Raw genomic sequence first — 21,346 nt, 5'->3', positions numbered from 1 at the left:
GTTTGATTGGCTTACGGCTTGGGCAAGCCGCCCAGCAGCGCCGCCACTTTTTGTTTCGGCTTGGACGACGGCGACGCCGGCCCCGCCGGCGCGGCTTCCTTGCGCGTGACGGTGGACGGCTCGTAAGGCTTGAGGAACCACGGATCGACCTTCTCGCGGCGCGGGGGCGGCGCGCTGCTGCTGGTGCGGCTCGGGCGCGATTCGCTCTCGCCGCTGCGGCGGGCGCGGCGCTCGCCGCCGTAGCCGGCGCTGGCGCCGCGTGCGTACGGCGCAAAACCGGCCAGCTCGCCACGCGTGATGGTCTGCTTGATCAGCTTCTCGATGTCGGCCAGCAGGCGCTCGTCCTTGTCCGAATACACCGACAGCGCATCGCCCGAGGCGCCGGCGCGGCCGGTGCGGCCGATGCGGTGCACGTAGTCCTCGGCGTTGTACGGCAGATCATAGTTGATCACGCACGGCAGGTCCGAGATGTCCAGGCCGCGCGCGGCCACGTCGGTCGCCACCAGCACCTCGACCTCGCCCTTCTTGAACGCTTCCAGCGCAGCCATGCGCTCCTGCTGGGTCTTGTCGCCGTGGATCGCCGAGGCCTTGATGCCGGCCTGCTCCAGAGAGCGCGACAGGCGCGAGGCGCCGATCTTGGTGTTCGAGAACACGATCACCTGCTTGAGCTCGCGCGAGCGGATCAGGAACTCGACCACGTCGCGCTTCTGCTCTTCCGCCACCTTGTACACCACCTGGGTGACCTTGTCGGCGGTGGCGTTGCTGCGCGCCACCTCGATCGTGGTGGGGTTGGTCAGGAAGCTGCCGGCCAGTTTCTTGATCTCGGGCGAGAACGTGGCCGAGAACATCAGGTTCTGGCGCTTCTTCGGCAGCAGGTTGATGATGCGCTGCAGGTCGGGCAAAAAGCCCATGTCCAGCATGCGGTCGGCCTCGTCCATGACCAGCATCTGCACCTGGGCCAGGCTGATGTTCTTCTGCTCCACGTGGTCGAGCAGGCGGCCAGGGGTCGCGATCACGATCTCGACGCCGCGGCGCAGGATTTCAGTCTGCGGCTTCATGTCCATGCCGCCGAACACGACGGTCGAGCGCAGCGGGGTGTGGGCCGCGTAAGCCTTGACGTTTTCCGCCACCTGCACCGCCAGCTCGCGCGTCGGGGTCAGGATCAGCGCGCGCACCGGGTGGCGCGCGGGCGACATGCTGGTGCTGGCGTGCGCCAGCAGCATCTGGATGATGGGCAGCGAAAAGCCGGCGGTCTTGCCGGTGCCGGTCTGGGCCGCGCCCATGACGTCGCGGCCCTGCAGCACCACGGGGATGGCCTGGGCCTGGATCGGAGTCGGATGGACATAGCCCTGGTCCGAGAGTGCGCGCAGGATCTCCGGCGCGAGGCCGAAATCGGCGAAGCGCACGGTCGGCGCCGCACCATTTTCGTTGTTGTTTGTTTCAGACATAGTATTTCCGGGCAGTAATTCGTTCTGCTTAACGGCCGAACCGGGTTGCGCCAGGCTCCGCCGGTGGCGGCCAACGCGGGAAACTCCGGGGTGGACTGGAATGAGCCGCCGGCTGGGCACGGCCCGCGGCCGGCTCGACGGTGCCACGGCAGCGCCGGCCTGAAAAACCCGGCGCGCGGACGTAGAAGCACTGATAGCGCCCTAAACGATACCCTAAATCCTTGACACTGTATATGGACTCGTGATTTGCGGGGGGCGCGGCGCGGGCACTCGTGCCCAGGCCGGGACACCCTGCGGCCGATCGACCGTGTGGGCTGGCGCGCCCACCCTACCGCCGCCAGCCCTGTTTTTGCGCCGCCCGCTCGCCCTGTTCGTCCAGCGGCGCGCCCACCATGCGCTGGGCGATCACGTCGCGCACCGGGGCGGGCACGACGCTGTCCTGCGCCTCGGCCATGACGGGGATGTGCCAGCGCTCGCCCTGGCGGCATGCCAGCCCGGTGGCCCCGCCGAAGGCGAAGCTGCGGCAATAGCTGCCGTCCCTGGCCGCAAAACTGAGGCCAATGCGCACCTTGCCGTCGCCGCCGGCCGGCTGGTTCGACAAGGCCTGCGCCAGCACGCCCTGCGCCAGCAGCGCCCCGCCCTTGCCATCCACCGCCGCCAGGCCCGATTCGCCCTGCATGAGGCTGTAGGCGAACACGCCCTCGAGCGCGCCGATCGCCAGCGCCGCCGCCAGCACGGCCCACTGCCGCCACGACCAGCGCGAGTGCGCCGGCGCCGGCTGCTGCGCCTGCTGGCGGGCGGCGCGCACCGCGTCCAGCTGCACCACCTTGCCGGCAACCCCGGCCAGGCGCGCCGGCGGGGGCTGCTCGTGCAGCACCGCGCCATAGGTGTCGTAGGCATGGGCCCGCAAGGCCCGGTGCCGCGCAATGCGCGCCGCCAGCCCGGGGTCAGCGCGCATGGCCCGCTCGATCTCACTGCGCTCGGCCTCGTCCAGGGTGCCGCGCGCATACGCCATCAATACTTCATCGGAAAATTTCATGGTCCCGTCCTCACTCCGATGACCCATCTTATCATCCGATCATGGATGCACGACGCCAGCCAGGCTGACACCGCTTGTACGGGCGCGACAAGTCCGGCTGCCGCGAAGCGCGCATCCGGCAAGCGTCGTTCAGGAGGTGATCAGCCCGTGTTCGTCCAGCACGTCGTGCAGCAGCTCGAGCCGGATCACCGGGTTGTCGAGCATGAGCATGTTGTGCTTTTGCTGGTTGGGCAGCGGCAGCAGCTCGCACCAGCGGTTGGCGACCCAGCCGCAATCGTCGAGCTTGAACGGCGGCTGGATCGGCCAGCGGTGCTGCGGCACGTCGTGCAGCGACGCCAGCACGCGATCGAGCGCATCGGCCGCGCCTTGCAGCTCGGATGGGATGCGCACTTCGTGGTCGTCCTCGATCAATTGCACTTCGCCCACCCACAGGCCGTTGGCGCGCTGCTCGGCCGACAGCACCTCGAAGCGCGAGCCGCCGCGGCACACCACCTGCAGCAGGCCCGGCGCCGACGCCGTGGTGTCGTGCACCGAGGCGATGGTGCCGGCCGCGGCAAAGCGCTCGTGTCCCTGCGGCGAGCGCACCTCGTGCCCGTGCGTGAGCAGCACCACGCCGAAGTCGGAATCCTCCGTCAGGCAGCGGCTGATCATGTCGAGGTAGCGCACCTCGAAAATCTGCAGCGGCAGCACCCCGTCCGGGAACAGCACCGTACTGAGCGGGAACAGTGGCAACGAAAACGTGGACATGGCTGCATCATGACAGAATCGCCCGCGGGACCCGAACACGATTGCGGCCGGCCCTGTCCTGCCGGATCACCCTGATCGTGGCCCCACCAAAGGAAGATAGCGCAACTCGTGCACCAGCTTGCGGGCACGCCAGCGCAGCCGGTCCCAGCCCGGGTCGGGCTGCCCGACCACGCGCACGGTCATTTGGCCGCTGGCGTGCGCGCTGCAGTTGAACTGGTAGTCGCCGGCCTGCTCGAATGGCAGGCGGAACTCCTGGCCCGGCATCACCAGCACCGGGCCGAACACCTGCGGCACCTTGTCGCGGTTGCGCAGCAGCAGCACGTCCTGCACGCCGAGCGTGAGCGTGACCAGCTGCGGCAGGAGCTCGACCGGCTCGCCCTGCAAGCGGCGCGCGTCGGTGCCGGCCGGGATCTCGACCGGCAGCTCGCGGCTGTTGCCGGCAAGCGGGGCAAACGCGCCCCACAGCAGCAACGCGACCATCGCGGCGCCCGCCGCCAGCTGCGGCCGGCGCCGGCGCAGCATGTCCTGGCCGGGGCGGCGACGCTGGTTCACGGTGGGGGAATCGGAGCTCATCGGATATGGGGCGGCAACGGATCGGCGGCAGCGGCAGATTGTAGCATCGCAACTATTGCTTCCAATATCCTCGGGTGCGCTCGGGATGGCGTGCGCCTTCGGGATGCATAGATGCGTATGCTAAATGTATTGGCGTGCTTCCTGCTTGCGGCCTGGAATGACCGCCCTCGACCATCCACCTGACCCATGCACAGCCAAGCCCATCCATCGTCCCCGCCGCGTCGCGACGCTCCGCCCGGTTCCCGGCGCGTACCGCTGCTGCTGGCGGGGCTGGTGTTCCTGGTGTCGCTGCTGATTACGTACAGCGCCTATACCAGCGCGCGCCACATGGCGCACTCGACGCTGCAGAACAACTTCGATTACCGGGCGCGCGACATGTCCAGCCTGCTGGTGCGGCGCATGACCGTGTACGAAGAGGTGCTGCGCGGCGAACAGGGTTTCCTGCGCGGCTCGGTGGACATCAGCCACCAGGCGTTCGCCGACTACTTCTCGGTGCTCAAGCTGGACGAGGATTTTCCCGGCATCGAAGCGCTCGGCATCGCCGCCATCGTTCCCGCAGCGCAACTGGCAGCGCACGAGGCGGCGATGCAGCGCATGGGTTTTGCCGGCTACCTGGTCCACCCGCGCGATCCGCCGCGCCCGGAATATACCTCGATCACCCACATCGAACCGTTCCACGGCCGCAACTTGCGCGCGTTCGGCTTCGACATGTTCAGCGAACCATCGCGCCGCGCCGCGATGGAGGCCGCGCGCGACACCGGCAAGGCGGCCGTGACCGGCAAGGTGGTGCTGGTGCAGGAAGGCGACAAGGGCGCGCAGCCGGGCTTTCTCATGTACCTGCCGGTGTACCGCCCGGGCGTGGGCTCGCGCACCGTCGAGGAGCGGCGCGCCGCGATCGTCGGCTGGGCGTATGCGCCGTTCCGCATGAACGACCTGATGCGCGGCCTGGGCGGCGAGCATTCCGGCGACCTGGCGACCCGGATCTACGACGGCGAGACGGTTTCCCCGGACGCCCTGCTGTACGCGTCCGGCCCCGGCCACGCCGCGCGCACGCCGCTGTTCGCGACCTCGAACACGGTGACGATCGCCGGACGCCACTGGACCGTGGCGATCGCCTCGGCGCCTTCGTTCGAAGCGCAGCTGGACCGGACGCGGCCGCTGGTGATCGCGGTGACCGGGGCCGGCCTGGGCTTTTTGCTCAGCCTCGTGGTGTGGCTGCTGGCCAGCGAACGCAGCCGGGCGGTGGATCTGGCGCAGGAGATGACCCACGAGCTGCGCGAGTCGTACGAGCGCATCGAGGCCGAGCAGGGCCGCATGCGCGTGATCCTGCAAAACGCCTATGACGCCTTCATCGCGATCGACGCGCAGAGCCGCATCACCGACTGGAACATCAAGGCCACCCAGCTGTTCGGCTGGACCGAGCACGAGGCCGTCGGCCGCGAGATCGCCGACGTGATCGTGCCGCAGGAGCAGCGCGAACGCCACCGCGAAGGCTTTGCCCGCTTCGTCACCAGCGGCACCGGCCGGCTGCTCGAAGGCCCGACCGAAATGCTGGCCCTGCACCGCAGCGGGCGCCAGATCCCGGTCGAGCTGGCGGTTACAGCGCTGCCGACCGCGGCCGGCTACGGGGCCAGTGCCTTCATACGCGACATCACGCCGCGCAAGGAAGCCGAAATACGCGAGCGCCAGCGCCAGCTGCGGCTGGACGAAGCGCGCAGCGCGCTGCAGCGCGCGCAAAAGCTGGAGGCGGTGGGCAAGCTTACCGGCGGGGTGGCGCACGACTTCAACAACCTGCTGCACATCATCAGCGCCAACGTGCAACTGATCCAGCGCTCGCCCGGCAACATGGCGCAGCGCCTGCAAAGCATCCTGGACGCCGTGGAGCGCGGCTCGAAGCTGTCGGTCCAGCTGCTGGCGTTCGCGCGGCGCCAGCCGCTGCACCCCCAGGTGGTGAATGTGGCCCACCTGATCGAGCGCATGGACAGCCTGCTGCACCGCGCCGCGGGCGACGCCATCGAGCTGCGCCGGGCAGTCGCGCCCAACCTGTGGAATGCGCAGGTCGACCCGAACCAGCTCGAAAACGTGATCCTGAACCTGGTGATCAACGCCAGAGACGCGATGGAGGGCCGCGGCAGCATCACGATCGAGCTGGACAACGCCAACCTCGACCGCAACCAGCTGCCCGACCCGGACATGACACCCGGGCAGTATGTGATGGTGGCGGTATCGGACACCGGCAGCGGCATGCCGCCGGAAGTGATGGAACGCGCCTTCGAGCCCTTCTTCACCACCAAGCCCGAAGGCAAGGGCACCGGCCTTGGCCTGTCGATGGCGCACGGCTTCGTCAAGCAAAGCGGCGGCCACATTCGCCTGTCGAGCCAGGTCGGGCGCGGCACCACGGTGTCGATCTACCTGCCGCGCTGCACGCACGAACTGCCCGATACCGCCGGCATGCGCGGGGCGATGATGCGGTAACCGGTCTCATCAAGCTGAAACGTCGTCCCCGCGCAGGCGGGGCCCCATACCGAGCTGGCGCCAACGCGACGCCGAGCCGAACGGTGCTGCTGGAGCCCTATGGGTCCCCGCCTGCGCGGGGACGGCGTTTCTTGAGTTAGCTGTACGCTCAGCGCTGCGAGATCAGGCGCCCGTGTTCGACGCGCACGTGCTCGCCCTTGTAGTGCTGGCGCGCGCCCTCTTCGGTGAAGCTGCGCACCGCGCCGCCGCTCATGCGCACGCGGGTTTCGGTGACCGTACGCGAGCGCGCATTGCGCTCGATTTCGTTGCCGGCGTAACCGCCGCCCACCGCGCCGGCCACCGTGGCCAGCTTGCGGCCGTTGCCGCCGCCGACGCGATTGCCCAGGAAGCCGCCCACCAGCGCGCCGGTCGCGATGCCCAGGCCACTGCCATGCTCGGCCGCGCGCTGGTAAGTATGGGTCGAGACGACCGTGCCGCAGCTCTCGCAGCGCTCGCCATGTTGGGACGCCGCCTGCGCGCCCAGCGGTGCGGACAGGGCCGCGATACCGATGACTGCCGCGACCACCTGGTTGCGCACGCTAAAAAGATTGAATGCTTGTTTCACGCTGAATTCCTCTGTTGCCGATATGGACGAATGGCTACAGAGTACTTGTCCAGCCGCAGTGCGCAAAGGCCCAAAACGTTTCAATTGCAAGCGAATGTAACGGTTCCGGATCTTTGCGCCGTGTTCCGTTTTCAGGCCGCCACAGGCAGGTGCTCGTCCGGTCCGCACACCCGCCCGCGCCCGGTGGACTTGGCCGAGTACATGGCCACGTCGGCGCTGCGCAGCAGTTCCTCGCTGTCCAGTCCGTTGTCCGGGAACAGCGCAAAGCCGATGCTGCCGGAAATGTTCAGCACATGGCCGTCCGCCACGAACGGCAGGTTCAACTGCGCAAGAACGGTCTCCGCAACCAGGCGCGCCTGCACCGCTTCCGAACAGCCCGGCAGCAGCACCACGAACTCGTCGCCGCCCAGCCGCGCCAGCGTGTCCGATTCGCGCAGGGTGCCGGCTACGCGCTTGGCCACCTCGACCAGCAGCACGTCGCCCACCGCGTGGCCATACGTGTCGTTGACCGGCTTGAACTTGTCCAGGTCGAAGTACAGCACCGCCAGCTTGGTCTGCTCGCGCTGCGCCGCGCGGATCGCCTGCTGCAGGCGGTCGCCGAACAGCAGCCGGTTGGGCAGGCCGGTCAGCGCATCGTGGTGGGCCTGATGGATGATCTGCTCTTCGGCGCTCTTGCGCTCGTCGATGTTGGCGAAGGTGCCGATGATGCGCAGCGGGGCGCCGTCCGGCGCGCGCTCGACCAGCATCCCGCGCGCCAGGATCCAGCTCCAGCGTCCGTCGCGCTGGCGCACCCGATGCTCTGCCATGAAGTCCGGCGTGCGCCCCTCGTAATGGTCGCGCAGCGCGCGGATCACGCGGCCCATGTCTTCCGGATGGATCGACGGGTACAAGGTATCGGGAGGGCACGGGATGGCGGGAACGCCCACGTCCAGCAGCGCCTGCGCGCGCGGCGACAGGTTGAGCATCGCGGTCGAGAGGTTCCAGTCCCATACGCCCTCGCCGGCCGCGTTCAGCGCCAGCTTCCAGCGCGCCTCTGCCTCGGCCAGCGCCTTCACCGCGCGGCGCCGGTTGTCGGAGGCGGCGATCGCAAACCAGCCCAGCAGCGCGAGCACTACGTTGACCACGGCGCCGGTGCGCACGAGGATCGTCTTCTGCTTGTCGAAGTGCGCGTTCGCATCGGCGAGCGACTCGCCGACGGTGACGGTGAGCGGATAGTTCGGCAGGTCGCGCCAGGCATAGACGCGCTCGATGCCGTCCAGCTGACCGGGGCGCTGGAAGTAGCCGGCCTTCTCGGTTTTCGAGGCACGCCAGTCGTAGTATGGATAGCCCGTGACCACCTTGCCGATGTCGCCCACGCCGTTGCGCGACTGGCGCGCCACCACGACTCCATCGTAGCGCACCAGCGAGATCGAGGTATCCGGGCCCAGGTCGATGTCGGAATAGAAGCGCGAAAAGTACTCGGGCGCGACCGATGCGACGATGACGCCATCGAGCTTGCCGGCGTGGTAGATGGGCCGGGTGAACTGCACCGACCACAGGCCCGACACCCGCCCGAGCACCGGGTGGCTGACGAACAGCACGTCCTCGTGGCCTTGCAGGTGCACGCGGATGTGCTCGCGGTCACTCAGGTCGATGCCATTGGCCGGGCCGGCGTTGGAATACACCAGGCGCCCACGCGCGTCCGTCACCGCCACCTGCATGATCACGCGGCCATGCAGCTCCTTGTTCAGGCGCTCGACCAGCGCGGCGAATCCCTCGTGCCCCTGCTCCCAGTGCGAGCGCAGGTGCAGCAGCGACATGTCCACGGTGCTGATGGTGGAATTGACTTCCTCGGAAAACGCGCGTGCCAGGTTCTTGACGTCCAGCCGGCTTTGCTCGAACGCGATCGTGGAGAGCTGGCTGCGTTCGGCGCACACGGCCAGCCACACCAGGGGCGTGCTCAGGGCAAGAAAGACGGCGAGACGCAGCAGGACGGCACGACGGAACCACGCGCCGGATGAGCCGGCAGCGCGCAGCGATTTATAGGTATAGATAGGCATGACAGCCAGGAGCAGGAACGGCCACTCCGGATTCTGGATGCATACATCATACCATTTCGCAGTTGCATATTAGAAAAAATAGTGTGCATTTCTGCAACATGCCATGCCCGTTGCCGTTCAGCCCTTGAGGTACTGGCCCACCGCATCGAGCAGCAGATTGGTGCCGCGTTCGCGCGAGCCGGCATCGTCGTAGCCATCGAGGAAGGCGCCGTGCTCGCTCATCACGACCAGGGTGCCGGCGCCGTCCTGCTTCAATTCCAGGGTTGCGAGCGACACCGAGATCTTGCGCTGGTCCAGGTGCATCTCGTAGGAGTACACCAGGCGCTCGTTGGGCACCACGTCGAAGTACACCGCGTCGAAGGTCGAGACCGTGCCGCTGCCCCAGCGCCCCTGCACGTGCTCGCGGCCGCCGGGCCGTATGTCCGCGGTGCGCGCGAGGATGGTCTGGCCGTTGCCGCCGCCGAACCACCTGGCTTTGGCCTCCTGGTCGGTGAAGGCGCTCCACACGCGTTCGCGCGGCACGTCGAAATGGCGCTCGATGCGAAAGCTGCCGTGCACCACGCTGTGCGCGGCCGGTTGCTGCGTGTACTCCAGCGCGCGGCCGAGGCGGTCGAGGGTCTGTTCCCAGCCCATTTGCGCGCCCTTGACCATCTGTTCGGCCAGCGGATGGAACAGCGTGTACGCCTGCTCCACTTCCATGTGCGTGCCGCCGCAACCGCTGGTGAACACCACGGTGGTGTGGGCACTGAACAGCGGCTCGCCATCGGCGCCCGGCACCGTCATGTCGATCACCAGGCGCGCCGGCGGCACCACCTCGAGAAAATGGCCGCGGGTCCAGTGCTCCTGGCCGTCGGGCGCGCGCATGCACACGTCGAACGCGCCGCCGGGGTGGAACTCCACCGTCGCGTGCGGCACCGTGAAGCCCTGCGGGCAGAACCAGTGCTTGACGTGCTCGGCCGAACTCCACGCCGCGAACACCTGCTCGCGCGAGGCCGGGAATACACGGGATACCTTCAGTTGGTGCTGCCTGGTCGCTACGGTGTCATTTGCCATTGCCATCTCCTTCAGCTTTCAAGGTATTGAGGTATTCGCCAAGGCGGTCGAAGTGCCCCTCCCACTCCTGGCGGCGTTGGTTGATCCACTGTTCGGCCAGCGACAGGCCCGCGGGCTCTATGTTGCAGGTGCGGGTGCGCCCGGCCTTCTCGGAGCGCACCAGGCCAGCGCCTTCCAGCACGGACAAGTGCTGCATGACGGCCGGCAGCGACATCGACAGCGGCTGCGCCAGCTCCGATACCGAAGCCGGCCCCTTGGCCAGCCGCGCCAGCATCGCGCGGCGCGAACCATCAGCCAGTGCCTGGAACGCCAGGTCGAGTGGATCGTGTTTGTTAAGCATGGACTTAAGTATAGCGAGTTCAAATAGTAAAGCAAGAACTTTAGTATCAAACTCGCGTCTGGATCGTGCAACAACTGTTGTATCCTTTTGGAACTTCAACCCAAGGATGCAACGACGATGTCCCGAACCCTCCCCGCACTGCGTGTTACCGCCCTCGCTGCCTGCCTGCTGACGGGCGCCGTCCTGACCCACCCTGCGCTGGCCGCGACCCGCGCCGCGGCGCCGAGCCCGGCCCAGCAAAAGCTCGACAGGCTGGCCGACCAGTTCTACGTGGCGCGCGCGAAGTTCGACCCGCTGCTGTACGCCACCGCCAACGGCGACAGCCGCTACGACGACCAGATCGGCATGGCGATCTCGCCGGTGGTGCGGGCCAAACAGTTCGCGCAGTACCACGACCAGCTGCGCCAGCTGCACATGATCGCGCGCGCGCAGTTGCCGGAGAAGGCGCGGCTGAACTACGACATCCTCGAGTTCGAAATCAACAGCCAGCTCGACCTGGAGCACTTTCCCGAGCACCTGCTGCCGCTGAACCACTTCGAGAACGTGCCCAGCGTGCTGGCCAACTACGCCAGCGGCACCGGCTCGCAGCCCTTGACCACGCCGGCGCAGTACCGCGCTTACCTGTCCCGCCTGAACCAGCTGCCGGCATGGATCGACCAGGCGATCGTCAACATGAAGGAAGGCATCCGCGTGGGCGTGGTGCAGCCGAAGGCAATCGTGATGAAGATGCTGCCGCAGTTCCAGCAGCTCAGGAGCAGCACGCCTGAAGCGAGCATCTTCTACACCCCGATCAAGAACCTGCCGGCGCAATTCTCGGCCAAGGACAAGGAAGAGCTGACGGCCGCGTACCGCCAGGCGGTGGAGCGCATCGGCCCCGCGCTGGACAGCCTGTGCCAGTTCCTCGAGTCCGACTACATGGCCGCCGCGCGCGCGAGCTCCGGCTACGGCGATCTGCCCAACGGCGCGGCCTGGTACAAGGCGCGCATCAAGAACAACACCAACCTGGCGCTCACGCCGCAGCAGGTCCACGAGCTGGGCCTGAAGGAAGTGGCGCGCATCCAGCGCCAGCTGGCCGAACTGGGGCCCAAGCTCGGCTACACCGGCCCGGCCAACCAGCTGCCGCAATGGGTGGCGGCGCAGGACAAATTCAAGCCCTTCCACACCGAGCAGGAAGTGCTGGACGCCTACCGCAAGATCTACGCGACGGTGGACGCAAAGCTGCCGAACTACTTCAGCCTGCTGCCCAAGGCCAGGCTCGACATCCAGCTCGAACCGGAGCTCACGCGCGCCACCGCGTCGGACCACTACACCCCGGTGGCGGCGGACGGCTCGCACCCGGGCGTGTTCTGGGCCGTGGTCAATGATCCGGCGAAGTACAGCAACGTGGGCATGACCAGCCTGCTGCTGCACGAAGGCGTGCCGGGCCACCACCTGCACGCGGCGCTGCTCAAGGAACTGCCGCTGCCGGACTTCCGCAAGTTCTACACCGAGCACCCGAGCGCAGCCGCCTACACCGAGGGCTGGGCGCTGTACTGCGAGACGCTGGGACGCGAGTTCGGCTTCTACGACGACCCGGCGCCCTACTACGGCCACCTGAACGACGAGCTGCTGCGCGCGGTGCGGCTGGTGGTGGACACCGGCATGCACGCGATGGGCTGGAGCCGCGAGAAGGCGGTTGCGTACGCGATGCAGGTGCTGGGCTACAGCGAAGCGCGCGCCACCAACCAGATCGAACGCTACATGGTATGGCCGGGCCAGGCGCTGGCCTACAAGGTGGGCGCGCTGAAGATCCTGGAACTGCGCGCCAAGGCGCAAAAGGCGCTGGGGCCGAAGTTCAGCTACCCGAAGTTCCACGCCGTGGTGATGGGCGACGGCACCTTGCCGCTGCCGATCCTGGAAGCGCAAGTGGACAAGTGGATCGCCAGCCAGAAGTGATCCGCGCGCCGGCGCAAACCTCGCGTTCGCGCCGGCCACTACAATTGCTGCGTATCCCAACCTGAGGACCGACCATGAACAAGAACGCGAATCCTGCCGGGCCTTCGCCATCGGAACTGATCGACGCGCGCATTCGGGAACTGGGCGACTGGCGCGGCGCCATGCTCGCCCGGATCCGCGCCCTTATCCAGCAGGCGGACCCGCAGGTAGTGGAAGAATGGAAGTGGCAGGTTCCGGTGTGGTCGCACGGCGGCATCATCTGCACCGGCGAAGCCTACAAGAAGGCGGTCAAGCTCACCTTCCCGAAAGGGGCATCGCTGGCGGACCCGGCGCGCCTGTTCAACTCCAGCCTGGAAGGCAAGGTGCGGCGCGCCATCGACTTTCACGAGGGCGACGCGATCGACGAGGAAGCGTTCAAGGCGCTGGTCCTCGCCGCCGTCGCGCGTAACGCCGCCTGAGCCCTAGGCCTCGACCCGGATGATGTCGCCGGCCTGGCGCGCGTAATCGAGCGCGTAGGCCATCTCACCCGGCGTTTGCGCGTGCACGTACAACAGCGGCTGACCGCGCGCGACCTCGTCGCCCAGGCGCACTTCCATGTGCACGCCCGCCGCGGGACTGGCCGGTGCGCCGGCCAGCTTGGCCAGCCGCGACAGCTTGCGATTGTCGATGTGCACCACCTGGCCGCCGTGCGTTGCCACCAGCGGCTCGACGAACTCGGCGCGTTTCGGCTCACGCAGGCCGCCCTGCGCCGCGCAGATGCGCTTGAACTTGTCCCAGGCGCGTCCGCTGTCGAGCGTCTCGCGCGCCACGCGCATGCCTTCGCCCTCGGCCGCAACGCCGCCCAGCTCCAGCACGGCGCCGGCCACGAGCACCGCGCGCTCGCGCAGGTCCTCCGGTGCGCCCGGCTCGTTCTGCAGCACGGCCAGCACGTCGCGCGCTTCCAGGGCCGGGCCGATCCCGCGCCCGACCGGCTGGTTCCCGTCCGAGAACATGCAGCGCAGCGCAAGGCCGAAATCGGCTGCGGTGGCGCGCAGCTTGGCCGAGAGACGCACCGCGCTCTCGCGGCTGCGCACCTTGGCCGTCGGCCCGATCGGGATGTCGATGACCACGTGGGTCGCGCCGGCCGCGATCTTCTTCGACAGCACCGAGGCGATCAATTGGCCCTCGGTGTCGATGTCCAGCTCGCGCTCGATGCGCACGAAAATGTCGTCGGCGGGGCTCAGGTGCATGGAACCGCCCCAGGCCACGCAACCGCCCTCGGTCTCGACCACCTTGCGCAGGGTGGCCATGTCCAGGTCCACCGGCGCGAGCATCTCCATCGTGTCGGCGGTGCCGGCCGGCGAGGTGATCGCGCGCGACGAGGTCTTGGGCATCACCAGGCCATTGGCGGCGGCGATCGCGACGACGATGGGCGTGGTCCGGTTGCCCGGCAGGCCGCCCACGCAGTGCTTGTCCACCACCACGGGCGCGTTCCAGTGCAGGCTCTCGCCGACATCGACCATCGCGCGCGTGAGGTGCACGGTTTCCTGCGCGTCCAGCGCCAGCGTGGCAGTCGCCGTCAGGAAGGCAGACAAATGAACATCGGTGTAGCGCCCGTCCACCACGTCGCGCACGATGGCCGACAGGTCCTGCGCGTTCAGGCGGTAGCCGTGGATGCGGCGGCGGATGCCAGCCAGCGATTCGAGCACCGGCGGGTGGCGCACCTGGACCTGGTCGCCGTCGCTGATGTGCAGCGCGTCCCAGGCCGCCTCGGACAACGCCACCTGGCCCTGCTCGAGCAGCGGGCTGTCGATCTGGTACAGCAAGGCCTGCACCTCATGCTCGCCGGCTACGACCAGCACCTGCGAACGCGGCGACAGCCCTTCGGAGCGGCAGACGTGGCAATCGGCGCGCATCAGCGCAATGGCCTGGTCCTGCGCGTGCAGGCGCAGACGTGTTGCGCGCAGCAGCGGCTGCTGGGGCCAGATGACAGCGCTCACAGGACGAACTCCTGGTTTTGCAGGGGCACGTCGACCGCCCAGCCGAGTTCGCGCGCGATCCGTTCGCGCAGCGCTTCCGACGCTTCCGGCTCGCCGTGGACCACGAACACGCGTTTGGGCGCACGCTTGAAGCCGGACAGCCACTTCATCAACTCGTCGCAGTCGGCGTGCGCCGACAGCATCGGCAGTTCCGCGACCTCGGCGTTCACCGGAATCCAGGTGCCGTAGGCCTTCACCTCGCGCGCGCCTTCGAGCAGCTTGCGTCCGCGCGTGCCGGCTGCCTGGAAGCCGGAGAAGAGCAGCGTGTTGCGATGGTCCGGCGCAAACGCGGCGATGTGGTGCAGCACGCGCCCGCCGGTGGCCATGCCGCTGGCCGAGATGATCACCTTCGGATAGCGGTTGGCCGAGAGCGCCTTCGATTCCTCCACGTCGCGCACATAGGTGACAGCGTCGCACGCGGCCTCGTATTCGTCCATGGAGAGCTTGTGGTCGTGCTGGTGACGGTGCAGCAGTTCGGTGGCGCTGGTGGCCATCGGGCTGTCCAGGAACACCGGCACGTTGTGCAGGCTGCCGCGCTGGCGCAGCTGCCACAGGTTGTAGATGAGCGACTGCGCGCGGCCAACGGCAAAGGCCGGGATGACCACGGTGCCGCCGCGGCGCACGGTGCGCGCGATCACCTCGTCCAGCGCCGCGAGCGGGTCGGAACGATCGTGGCGGCGGTTGCCGTAGGTGGACTCGATGACGATGTAGTCGGCGTCGGTGACCGGCTCGGGGTCGAACATGACCGGGTCGTCGTAGCGGCCCAGGTCGCCGGAGAACACGATGCGCACGCCGTCCACGTCGATCTGCGCAGTGGACGCGCCGAGGATGTGGCCAGCGCGGCGCAGCAGCAGGCTGGCGCCGCCGGGCAGCGCCACTTCTTCATGCACCGGCACCGCCTGGAAGTGCTTGAGCGAGTGCTCCGCATCCTGGACCGTGTACAGCGGCAGCGCCGGTTTGTGCTTGGAGTAGCCCTTGCGGTTGGCGAATTCGGCGTCCTTCTCCTGCAGCCAGGCGCTGTCGAGCAGGATCAGCTTGGCCACGTCGCGGGTGGCGGCGGTGGAGAATATCTTGCCGTGAAAGCCGTTGCGGATCAGGCGCGGCAGGTAGCCGCTGTGGTCGAGGTGGGCGTGCGTGAGCACCACGGCATCGACGTCGCGCGGCGCCACGGCCAGGTCCTGCCAGTTCAGGGTACGCAGGTTCTTCAGGCCCTGGAACAGGCCGCAGTCCACGAGGATTTTGGAATCACCATAGGTAAGCAGGTGCTTGGAACCGGTGACGGTCCCAGCGCCGCCAAGGCTGGTCAATGAAAGCATGAGATTTCTTGTTCGTGTTAAGTGGTTGGCTCGCCTTCAGTCGCGCACGTCGTTCAGCAGCGCGTTGGCAAACTGCGGCGCAAGGGCGATCCGGTTGCTCGGATGCGGCACTGCGTCGGTGGAGGTGATGCGCGTGAACAGGGGCTGCAGCTCGTTCCATGCGTCGTCGGCAAACAGCGCATGCACGACGACGCACTCGGGTTTACCCAGTCCCTGTTCGGCGAGCTTGCGCGCGGCCACCGCCAGCGTGCGGCCCGAGGAAGCGATATCGTCCACCAGCACCGGCGTGCGATCGCGCCAGGCAGACAGGTCGTGCATTTCAATGTCCACGTTGCGGTCGCCGTGGCGGGTTTTGGTGAGCACCGCATGCGGCGCGTCGATGCGCGAGGCGATGGCCGCTGCCCACTGCTCGCTCTCCTCGTCGGGGCCGACGATGAGCGGGGCTTCGACGTTGGCGGCGATCCAGTCGGCCAGCTGCGGCGCGGCGTGCAGCGTCGTGGTGGAAATCGTGTAGAGCGCCGCCAGCGTCGGATGCCGGTGCAGGTGCGGGTCCACGGTCAGCAGGCGGTCGAAGGTGGAGGACACCAGCCGGGCAAAGGACAGGGAGGTCACGCTCTCGCCATCGTTGAAGCGCTTATCCTGGCGCATGTAGGCCAGGTAAGGCGCGACCAGGTTGACTTCGGTGGCGCCCAGGTCGCGGGCGGCGTCGGCGGCGAACACCAGCGGCAGGAACTGCGCGTCCGGCTTGGCCAGCGTGCAGACGAGGTCCACGGCGCGGCCGGCGGGGTCGCCATGCAGGCGCACGTAGCTTTCGCCATCGGGGAACTGGCGGGTCTCCAGGCGGCCCAGCTCAGCATCGGTTGCGGACGCGAGCGCGGCGGCGAAGGCTTCGTTGCCCGGCAGGGGCAGGATCAGGCGCCGCACTGTCAGCTCGCCGTGTAGCCGCCATCGACCACCATGGATGAGCCCGTCATGAAGCTGGCGCCGTCCGACAGCAGGAAGGCGACGGCATGTGCGATTTCTTCGGCGCGGCCCAGGCGCCCGATGGCGTGCAGGCCCACCAGGCCGGCGCGCGCGGTCTGGTCGAGGCCGTCGAGGATGGGGGTGTCCACGTAGCCGGGATGGATCGAGTTGATGCGAATGCCTTGGGCCGAATACGCAAGCGCGGCCGAGCGGGTCAGGCCAGTGACGCCGTGCTTGGCGGCCACGTAGGCCGGCGCGAAGGAGTTGCCCACGAGGCCAAGAATGGACGACATGTTGACGATCGCGCCGCCGCCCGCGGCGAGGATGGCCGGGATCTGGTAGCGCAAGCCGTGCGCAACGCCGCTCAGGTTGATGTCGATGACCCGCTGCCAGTCGTCCGCAGGCAGCTCGCCGGCCGGCAGCAGGGTGCCGCCAATGCCGGCGTTGTTGAAAGCAAAATGCAGCGCGCCGAAGTGCTTCACGGCGCAATCGACCGCTGCCTCTACCTGCGCGGGATCGGCCACGTTGGCGACATTCGGCACCGCGCGCCCACCGGAGGCCGCGATGGCATCGGTGACGCGCTTGACGGCGTCGGCGTGCACGTCGGACACCACCACCGACAGGCCTTGTTGTGCCAGCAGGCGCGCAGTGGCTTCGCCAATGCCGGAGCCGGCGCCGGTCACGAGAACGGACTGGCCGGAAAACGAGTATTTCATCTGAGTCTCTCTTTCTGCGAACACAAGCGGGTTCATCCATGCCTAGTGTGGCCATCAGGCATGGTGGTGTCAACCTGCATGGCGGCGGTGTTCCGGATCGTGAAACTGCCCGGTGAACCCGTCATCACCGAGGGCACAGGCTAGGTCCTGGCGCGCAGGGTCTCCAGTTCGGCCCGCAAGGCGCCACGCTCGGCACGCGCCGCGTCCAGCTGTTTGCGCAGGTCGGCGATCTCGGCCTCCAGGCTTTCGCGGACCGTCTTGGCGCCCACCAGCTCCATCTCGGCAGCCAGGCGCGCATCGGATTGCTCGGAGGACGACGCCACGTAGCGCTCGAGCTGGGTGCGCAAGTCGGCCAGCTGGGCGTCCTTGCCGTCGATGGCCAGCTGGTCCTTGGCCTTGCCGACCAAAGCTTCGGTGGCGATATGGCGTGCATTGCGCAGCTCCGCCTGCAGCCGCTCGATCTCCTCGTCCCGTTCAGCAATGGCGGCATGCGACGCGGCGGTAACAGACGCTACCTGTGCCTGCAATTCGTCGCGCTCGCCTTCGAGCGCTTCACCGGCCTCGAGCAGGGCCTGCATGTCACTTTCGGACTGTGCCAGCGCCTCGCGCGCGCCGGCGCCGGACTCCAGGGCGAACTGCTGCGCCCAGTCGGCCAAGGCTGCAACAATCGTTTCAGGCAGTTCCGCGTTGCTGGTGCGCGCCGGCTTGGCCTGGCTGGCGCGCCACGGGATCAGATGCTTCTGGATGGCGGTTGGCGTGCCGCCGCCGAGGATTTCCCGCACGGCGTCGATGGTGACCTGTTTGCCGTCTTTCTGTAATGCGTCAGCCGCGGCGGCCACCGCGTCGAACTGGATGCCCTGATGGGCCGAATCGGGTTTCATGAGATTGAGTAATTATAATTGCCGAAGAGCAATATAATACGCCACCGCATGCTCTCAACAGCAAAGCTTCTCAATCTCCCTCGCGGCCATCGCCAGCCCCTTCTCCTGTTCCATCTGCTCACCAAGCTCCGCGGCGCGCTTCTGGACCTCTGGGCGTTCAACGAAGCCGATCGCCTTGCCCAATGCGCCCGCGTCCAGCTTCGCTCCATCGAGCGGCGGCGGCGCAATACCCAGGCGCTGCAGGCGCTCGGCCCAGAATGCCTGGTCGCCTGCGAATGGAATGACGATCGATGGCACGCCAGCGCGGGTGGAGGAATGGGTGGTCCCGGAGCCACCATGGTGAACGACAGCGGCCATGCGCGGGAGCAGCCAGCCGTGCGGGGTAGTGCCGATGCGCAGGATATTGTCTGGCAGTTCGATGTCATCCATGCCGCTCCAGCCTGGGTAGAACAACGCGCGTCGGCCAGCCAGGGCGGTTACCAGCGTATTGGCCAGGCGCGGCCCATCGATGCCCGCCATGCTGCCAAAGCCGACGTAGACCGGCGGCGGGCCAGCACGGAGAAAATCGGCCAGTTCAGGCGGCGGCGTAAATTCACCGGCCGGCGTCTGCCATTGGCCGCACACGCGGGCGTGAGCCGGCCAATCCGCAGGCTGCGGCAGGATCGTCGGGGAAATCCCATAGAGCATGGGATGCTCGGTGGGCAGTTCCCGGCGCGCGGGTAGTCCGAGCACTGCCTGGCGCGCTTCATTCAAGCTTTTCCGGAAGGCCAGCCAGACCAATTGGTTGGTCAGCCTGAGGCTGGCGTGGTTAAGCCAGCGCGGCACCAGTCCTGGCGGCAGAAAGGGCGACGGAAAGTCGCGCGAAGGCGTGAGCGGAATCATGCCGGTGCCGATGGCCGGGATGCCCAGCCGTTCAGCAACCGACAGGCCAACGAAACCAGCCAGGCCGGACGTGAGGATGGCGTCGCATCCTTCCGCTGCCGCCAGGGTTTCAAGCGTCCAGGCGCGGGTGTTGGCATTGGTCAATTGTGCCAGCGCCTTGGCCGTGCCTTTTGCCCCTTGACTGCTCGATGTGGAAAACAACTGCCGGATGTCGCCCGACAGCGCCGAGTTCGCGAGGCCCAGCTCTTGCGCCGAGCCGAGGGTGCTCGCATCACCCAGCAGATGTACCTCGTGGCCGGCGCTGACCAGCTGGTGGCCAAGGGCAGCGAGCGGCCGGGTGTCGCCTTCCGTTCCATAGGTAAGGATCAGCAGTTTCATACAATCTTCTTAAAAAGTATACGACGTATACTTTAACACCCTTTATACTCCGGAGCCATGGCCTCCCCTACCGATCCGGAAAATCAACCCGATGCGCCCGTGAGCGACCGGCGAACGCTGAAAAAAGCCCGCCTGTTGGAACAGATCGCCACCGCAGCCGGTGCACTGTTCCAGGCCGGTGGTTACATGGCGGTGACGATGGAGCAGATCGCGGCGGCGGCCGAGGTCTCCAAGCGTACGCTGTACAAGTATTTTCCGGTGAAGGAGGCAATCCTCGCGCATCTGTTGGAGGGGGAGCTGGCGCGCGATCTCGCAAACCCTGGCTTTCAGCTCGACCTGGATGCGCCCTTCCGTGCCAACGTCTCTGCCCTGCTGGTGGAGTCCGCCGGCTGGTGCGAGCGCCATCCCGACTATCTGCTGCCCTATATCCGCTACAAGTTCGCCAGTTTCGAGCCGAACGCGCAAACCGATGGCAAAGGTGACCTGGTGCAAACGTGGTCGCTGCTGATCGCCGCCGCACAGCAGCGCGGCGAACTCGATCCGTCGCCCCCGGCCGAACAGCTGGCCATCTATTTTCACTATCTCTACCTGGGCGCACTGATGCGCTGGATCACTGACCGCCGACTCGATTTGAAGCAAGAGTTCACGACGGTGGTCCGATTATTCGTGGACGGCGCCCGGGCTCCCGGCCGACAGTAGCGCTCACCGCAGCCCCCGGGGCGTGCGAAATTCCGGACACGATTTGCGCCTCCTGTGCGAAAGCCCGGAATCGTGCGCGGCCGCGCTTCAGGGCGCCGATAAAAAAACATTAAAGATCAAGGAGATACGACATCTCCTGTTTTGGTACCGCATGGCACGAACTGTGCTGAAGAAGATGCGGACTCTGGCACGCGACCAGCTGCCAAAGGATTCATCACACACCACAACAGGAGACACGCAATGAAACTCAAGGGCCTCAAGGCAATCCTCAGCTTTCCCATGCTCGCTCTGGCTTCGGCCGCCATCGCGCCGACCGCACAGGCCGCGGACCTCGTCCGCTTGGGCAACCTGAAGTTCGCGCACTACGGCGCCGTCGCCTACATGAAAGAGATCGCACCGAAGTGCAACCTCAAGATTGAAGAGCGCGTGTTCGCCAAGGGCCTGGACATCGTGCCGGCCATCATCGCCGGTGAAATCGACGTCTCCGCCAGCGCGCTCGAAGCCGCGATTTCCGGACGTGCCAGCGGCGTGCCGGTTTATCTGGTCGGCGGATTTGCCAAGGGCGGCGTGCGCATCGTCGGCCGCCCCGACCTCAACATCCATTCCATCGCAGACCTGAAGGGCAAGAAGGTTGGCGTGACCCGCGGCGGACCGCAAGAGATCCTGCTCTTCACCGAGCTGGCGAAAAACAAGCTCACCTGGTCCGACAAGCCGGGCAAGGACGTGCAGATCATGTACATGGGCTACCCCGACCTGAACCAGGCATTGTTGGCCAAGGAAATCGATGCCATGAGCCAGTCCGAACCCTACGCAACGCAGGCCATGCACAAGAAGTACGGCGCCGAGATCATGAAGCCGTACGACACGCCGCTGGGCGAGCCGGTGCGCGCCCTGGTGATGACCGAGAAGATGTACAAGGAAAAACGCGACGTGGCCGCGCGCTTCATGCAGTGCTTCGTGATGGCGACGCGCCAGTTCATCGCCGACCCCAAGCTGGCCGAGAAATACGTGCGTGAATCGATGTTCAAGAACCAGGTGACGTCGGACGACTACCAGGATGCCATGAACAACGCCAGCTTCACCGAGAGCATCACCACCGAGCACGTGCAGCAGACCACCGATTACATGATGAAGTACAACATCGGCCGGATGGCGACGCCGCCTGCCGCGAAGGACTGGGTCAAGCTGGACTTGCTGGAAGCAGCCCAGAAGTCGGTCAGCAGCAAGTAAAGGCGCGCCA

General features: G+C 67.0%; 19 protein-coding genes. 5 read left to right on the top strand and 14 right to left on the bottom strand.

What is annotated here, in order from left to right; translation table 11 throughout:
- Nucleotides 1-11 precede the first annotated feature (11 nt).
- From NX773_RS00990 to NX773_RS00975, 4 genes are all read right to left on the bottom strand, one after another.
- A complete protein-coding gene (locus NX773_RS00990) occupies nucleotides 12-1,448 on the bottom strand; it encodes a DEAD/DEAH box helicase (RefSeq protein WP_258854539.1) in 1,437 nt (478 codons plus the stop codon).
- Nucleotides 1,449-1,776: 328 nt separating this feature from the next.
- On the bottom strand, nucleotides 1,777-2,487 hold the full coding sequence (locus tag NX773_RS00985) for an anti-sigma factor (protein WP_258854538.1): 711 nt from the start codon (nucleotides 2,485-2,487) through the stop codon (nucleotides 1,777-1,779).
- A gap of 129 nt (nucleotides 2,488-2,616) precedes the next feature.
- Nucleotides 2,617-3,234: an LON peptidase substrate-binding domain-containing protein gene (locus NX773_RS00980; RefSeq protein ID WP_258823742.1), complete on the bottom strand. Its 618-nt coding sequence runs from the start codon at nucleotides 3,232-3,234 to the stop codon at nucleotides 2,617-2,619.
- A 66-nt stretch (nucleotides 3,235-3,300) separates the two neighbouring features.
- A complete protein-coding gene (locus NX773_RS00975) occupies nucleotides 3,301-3,807 on the bottom strand; it encodes a cupredoxin domain-containing protein (RefSeq protein WP_258854537.1) in 507 nt (168 codons plus the stop codon).
- 186 nt (nucleotides 3,808-3,993) lie between these two features.
- On the opposite strand from NX773_RS00975, the gene NX773_RS00970 reads away from it, so the two are divergent.
- Complete coding sequence (locus NX773_RS00970; protein ID WP_258854536.1) at nucleotides 3,994-6,282, top strand: CHASE domain-containing protein; 2,289 nt, start codon at nucleotides 3,994-3,996, stop codon at nucleotides 6,280-6,282.
- A 148-nt stretch (nucleotides 6,283-6,430) separates the two neighbouring features.
- Here the strand turns inward: NX773_RS00970 and NX773_RS23480 are convergent, their stop codons facing one another.
- From NX773_RS23480 to NX773_RS00950, 4 genes are all read right to left on the bottom strand, one after another.
- A complete protein-coding gene (locus NX773_RS23480; protein ID WP_370662207.1) occupies nucleotides 6,431-6,886 on the bottom strand; it encodes a glycine zipper 2TM domain-containing protein in 456 nt (151 codons plus the stop codon).
- 131 nt (nucleotides 6,887-7,017) lie between these two features.
- Nucleotides 7,018-8,925 carry a bifunctional diguanylate cyclase/phosphodiesterase gene (locus NX773_RS00960; RefSeq protein ID WP_258854535.1) on the bottom strand — a complete coding sequence of 636 codons (1,908 nt, stop codon included), beginning with the start codon at nucleotides 8,923-8,925 and terminating at the stop codon, nucleotides 7,018-7,020.
- Nucleotides 8,926-9,042: 117 nt separating this feature from the next.
- Nucleotides 9,043-9,984 (bottom strand): SRPBCC family protein, encoded by a 942-nt coding sequence (locus NX773_RS00955; RefSeq protein WP_258854534.1) that lies wholly within the window; start codon nucleotides 9,982-9,984, stop codon nucleotides 9,043-9,045.
- Nucleotides 9,968-10,318, bottom strand: a complete 351-nt coding sequence (locus tag NX773_RS00950; RefSeq protein WP_258854533.1) for an ArsR/SmtB family transcription factor — start codon at nucleotides 10,316-10,318, stop codon at nucleotides 9,968-9,970. The genes NX773_RS00955 and NX773_RS00950 overlap by 17 nt, the downstream gene beginning before the upstream one ends.
- A 117-nt stretch (nucleotides 10,319-10,435) precedes the next feature.
- Here NX773_RS00950 and NX773_RS00945 point away from each other — a divergent pair, with 117 nt between their 5' ends.
- Together NX773_RS00945 and NX773_RS00940 are read left to right on the top strand one after the other, a co-directional pair.
- Nucleotides 10,436-12,253 (top strand): DUF885 domain-containing protein, encoded by a 1,818-nt coding sequence (locus tag NX773_RS00945; protein ID WP_258854532.1) that lies wholly within the window; start codon nucleotides 10,436-10,438, stop codon nucleotides 12,251-12,253.
- A 74-nt stretch (nucleotides 12,254-12,327) separates the two neighbouring features.
- Nucleotides 12,328-12,711, top strand: a complete 384-nt coding sequence (locus NX773_RS00940; protein WP_258854531.1) for a DUF1801 domain-containing protein — start codon at nucleotides 12,328-12,330, stop codon at nucleotides 12,709-12,711.
- 3 nt (nucleotides 12,712-12,714) lie between these two features.
- On the opposite strand, the gene NX773_RS00935 is transcribed toward NX773_RS00940, so the two are convergent.
- From NX773_RS00935 to NX773_RS00910, 6 genes are all read right to left on the bottom strand, one after another.
- The gene (locus NX773_RS00935) at nucleotides 12,715-14,232 is read right to left on the bottom strand and encodes a thymidine phosphorylase family protein (protein ID WP_258854530.1); all 1,518 of its coding nucleotides are present in this window, start codon (nucleotides 14,230-14,232) and stop codon (nucleotides 12,715-12,717) included.
- Nucleotides 14,229-15,587, bottom strand: a complete 1,359-nt coding sequence (locus NX773_RS00930; protein ID WP_258854529.1) for an MBL fold metallo-hydrolase RNA specificity domain-containing protein — start codon at nucleotides 15,585-15,587, stop codon at nucleotides 14,229-14,231. Before NX773_RS00930 ends, NX773_RS00935 begins: the two co-directional genes overlap by 4 nt.
- A gap of 36 nt (nucleotides 15,588-15,623) precedes the next feature.
- Nucleotides 15,624-16,511 (bottom strand): ribose-phosphate pyrophosphokinase, encoded by an 888-nt coding sequence (locus NX773_RS00925; RefSeq protein ID WP_258854528.1) that lies wholly within the window; start codon nucleotides 16,509-16,511, stop codon nucleotides 15,624-15,626.
- Between the two features lie 2 nt (nucleotides 16,512-16,513).
- Complete coding sequence (locus tag NX773_RS00920) at nucleotides 16,514-17,266, bottom strand: SDR family NAD(P)-dependent oxidoreductase (protein WP_258854527.1); 753 nt, start codon at nucleotides 17,264-17,266, stop codon at nucleotides 16,514-16,516.
- A gap of 140 nt (nucleotides 17,267-17,406) precedes the next feature.
- Nucleotides 17,407-18,147 (bottom strand): DNA-binding protein, encoded by a 741-nt coding sequence (locus NX773_RS00915; RefSeq protein WP_258854526.1) that lies wholly within the window; start codon nucleotides 18,145-18,147, stop codon nucleotides 17,407-17,409.
- A 54-nt stretch (nucleotides 18,148-18,201) separates the two neighbouring features.
- Nucleotides 18,202-19,407 carry a glycosyltransferase gene (locus NX773_RS00910; protein ID WP_258854525.1) on the bottom strand — a complete coding sequence of 402 codons (1,206 nt, stop codon included), beginning with the start codon at nucleotides 19,405-19,407 and terminating at the stop codon, nucleotides 18,202-18,204.
- Between the two features lie 57 nt (nucleotides 19,408-19,464).
- Here NX773_RS00910 and NX773_RS00905 point away from each other — a divergent pair, with 57 nt between their 5' ends.
- Both NX773_RS00905 and NX773_RS00900 read left to right on the top strand, forming a co-directional pair.
- Nucleotides 19,465-20,106, top strand: coding sequence for a TetR/AcrR family transcriptional regulator (locus tag NX773_RS00905; protein ID WP_258854524.1), 642 nt, complete (start codon nucleotides 19,465-19,467; stop codon nucleotides 20,104-20,106).
- 240 nt (nucleotides 20,107-20,346) lie between these two features.
- The gene (locus NX773_RS00900) at nucleotides 20,347-21,336 is read left to right on the top strand and encodes an ABC transporter substrate-binding protein (protein ID WP_370662206.1); all 990 of its coding nucleotides are present in this window, start codon (nucleotides 20,347-20,349) and stop codon (nucleotides 21,334-21,336) included.
- The last annotated feature ends 10 nt before the right edge of the window (nucleotides 21,337-21,346 follow it).

The sequence above is a fragment of the Massilia solisilvae genome, assembly GCF_024753215.1.
GTDB classification, from domain to species: domain Bacteria; phylum Pseudomonadota; class Gammaproteobacteria; order Burkholderiales; family Burkholderiaceae_D; genus Telluria; species Telluria solisilvae.
This window is presented reverse-complemented; position numbering and strand designations above follow the sequence as displayed.

Excerpts from the sequence above, each read along its gene's own strand:
- NX773_RS00990 (WP_258854539.1), bottom strand. The coding sequence starts at position 1,448 with ATGTCTGAAACAAACAACAACGAAAATGGTGCGGCGCCGACCGTGCGC.
- NX773_RS00985 (WP_258854538.1), bottom strand. The coding sequence starts at position 2,487 with ATGAAATTTTCCGATGAAGTATTGATGGCGTATGCGCGCGGCACCCTG.
- NX773_RS00980 (WP_258823742.1), bottom strand. The coding sequence starts at position 3,234 with ATGTCCACGTTTTCGTTGCCACTGTTCCCGCTCAGTACGGTGCTGTTC.
- NX773_RS00975 (WP_258854537.1), bottom strand. The coding sequence starts at position 3,807 with ATGAGCTCCGATTCCCCCACCGTGAACCAGCGTCGCCGCCCCGGCCAG.
- NX773_RS00970 (WP_258854536.1), top strand. The coding sequence starts at position 3,994 with ATGCACAGCCAAGCCCATCCATCGTCCCCGCCGCGTCGCGACGCTCCG.
- NX773_RS00960 (WP_258854535.1), bottom strand. The coding sequence starts at position 8,925 with ATGCCTATCTATACCTATAAATCGCTGCGCGCTGCCGGCTCATCCGGC.
- NX773_RS00955 (WP_258854534.1), bottom strand. The coding sequence starts at position 9,984 with ATGGCAATGGCAAATGACACCGTAGCGACCAGGCAGCACCAACTGAAG.
- NX773_RS00950 (WP_258854533.1), bottom strand. The coding sequence starts at position 10,318 with ATGCTTAACAAACACGATCCACTCGACCTGGCGTTCCAGGCACTGGCT.
- NX773_RS00945 (WP_258854532.1), top strand. The coding sequence starts at position 10,436 with ATGTCCCGAACCCTCCCCGCACTGCGTGTTACCGCCCTCGCTGCCTGC.
- NX773_RS00940 (WP_258854531.1), top strand. The coding sequence starts at position 12,328 with ATGAACAAGAACGCGAATCCTGCCGGGCCTTCGCCATCGGAACTGATC.
- NX773_RS00930 (WP_258854529.1), bottom strand. The coding sequence starts at position 15,587 with ATGCTTTCATTGACCAGCCTTGGCGGCGCTGGGACCGTCACCGGTTCC.
- NX773_RS00920 (WP_258854527.1), bottom strand. The coding sequence starts at position 17,266 with ATGAAATACTCGTTTTCCGGCCAGTCCGTTCTCGTGACCGGCGCCGGC.
- NX773_RS00915 (WP_258854526.1), bottom strand. The coding sequence starts at position 18,147 with ATGAAACCCGATTCGGCCCATCAGGGCATCCAGTTCGACGCGGTGGCC.
- NX773_RS00910 (WP_258854525.1), bottom strand. The coding sequence starts at position 19,407 with ATGAAACTGCTGATCCTTACCTATGGAACGGAAGGCGACACCCGGCCG.
- NX773_RS00905 (WP_258854524.1), top strand. The coding sequence starts at position 19,465 with ATGGCCTCCCCTACCGATCCGGAAAATCAACCCGATGCGCCCGTGAGC.
- NX773_RS00900 (WP_370662206.1), top strand. The coding sequence starts at position 20,347 with ATGAAACTCAAGGGCCTCAAGGCAATCCTCAGCTTTCCCATGCTCGCT.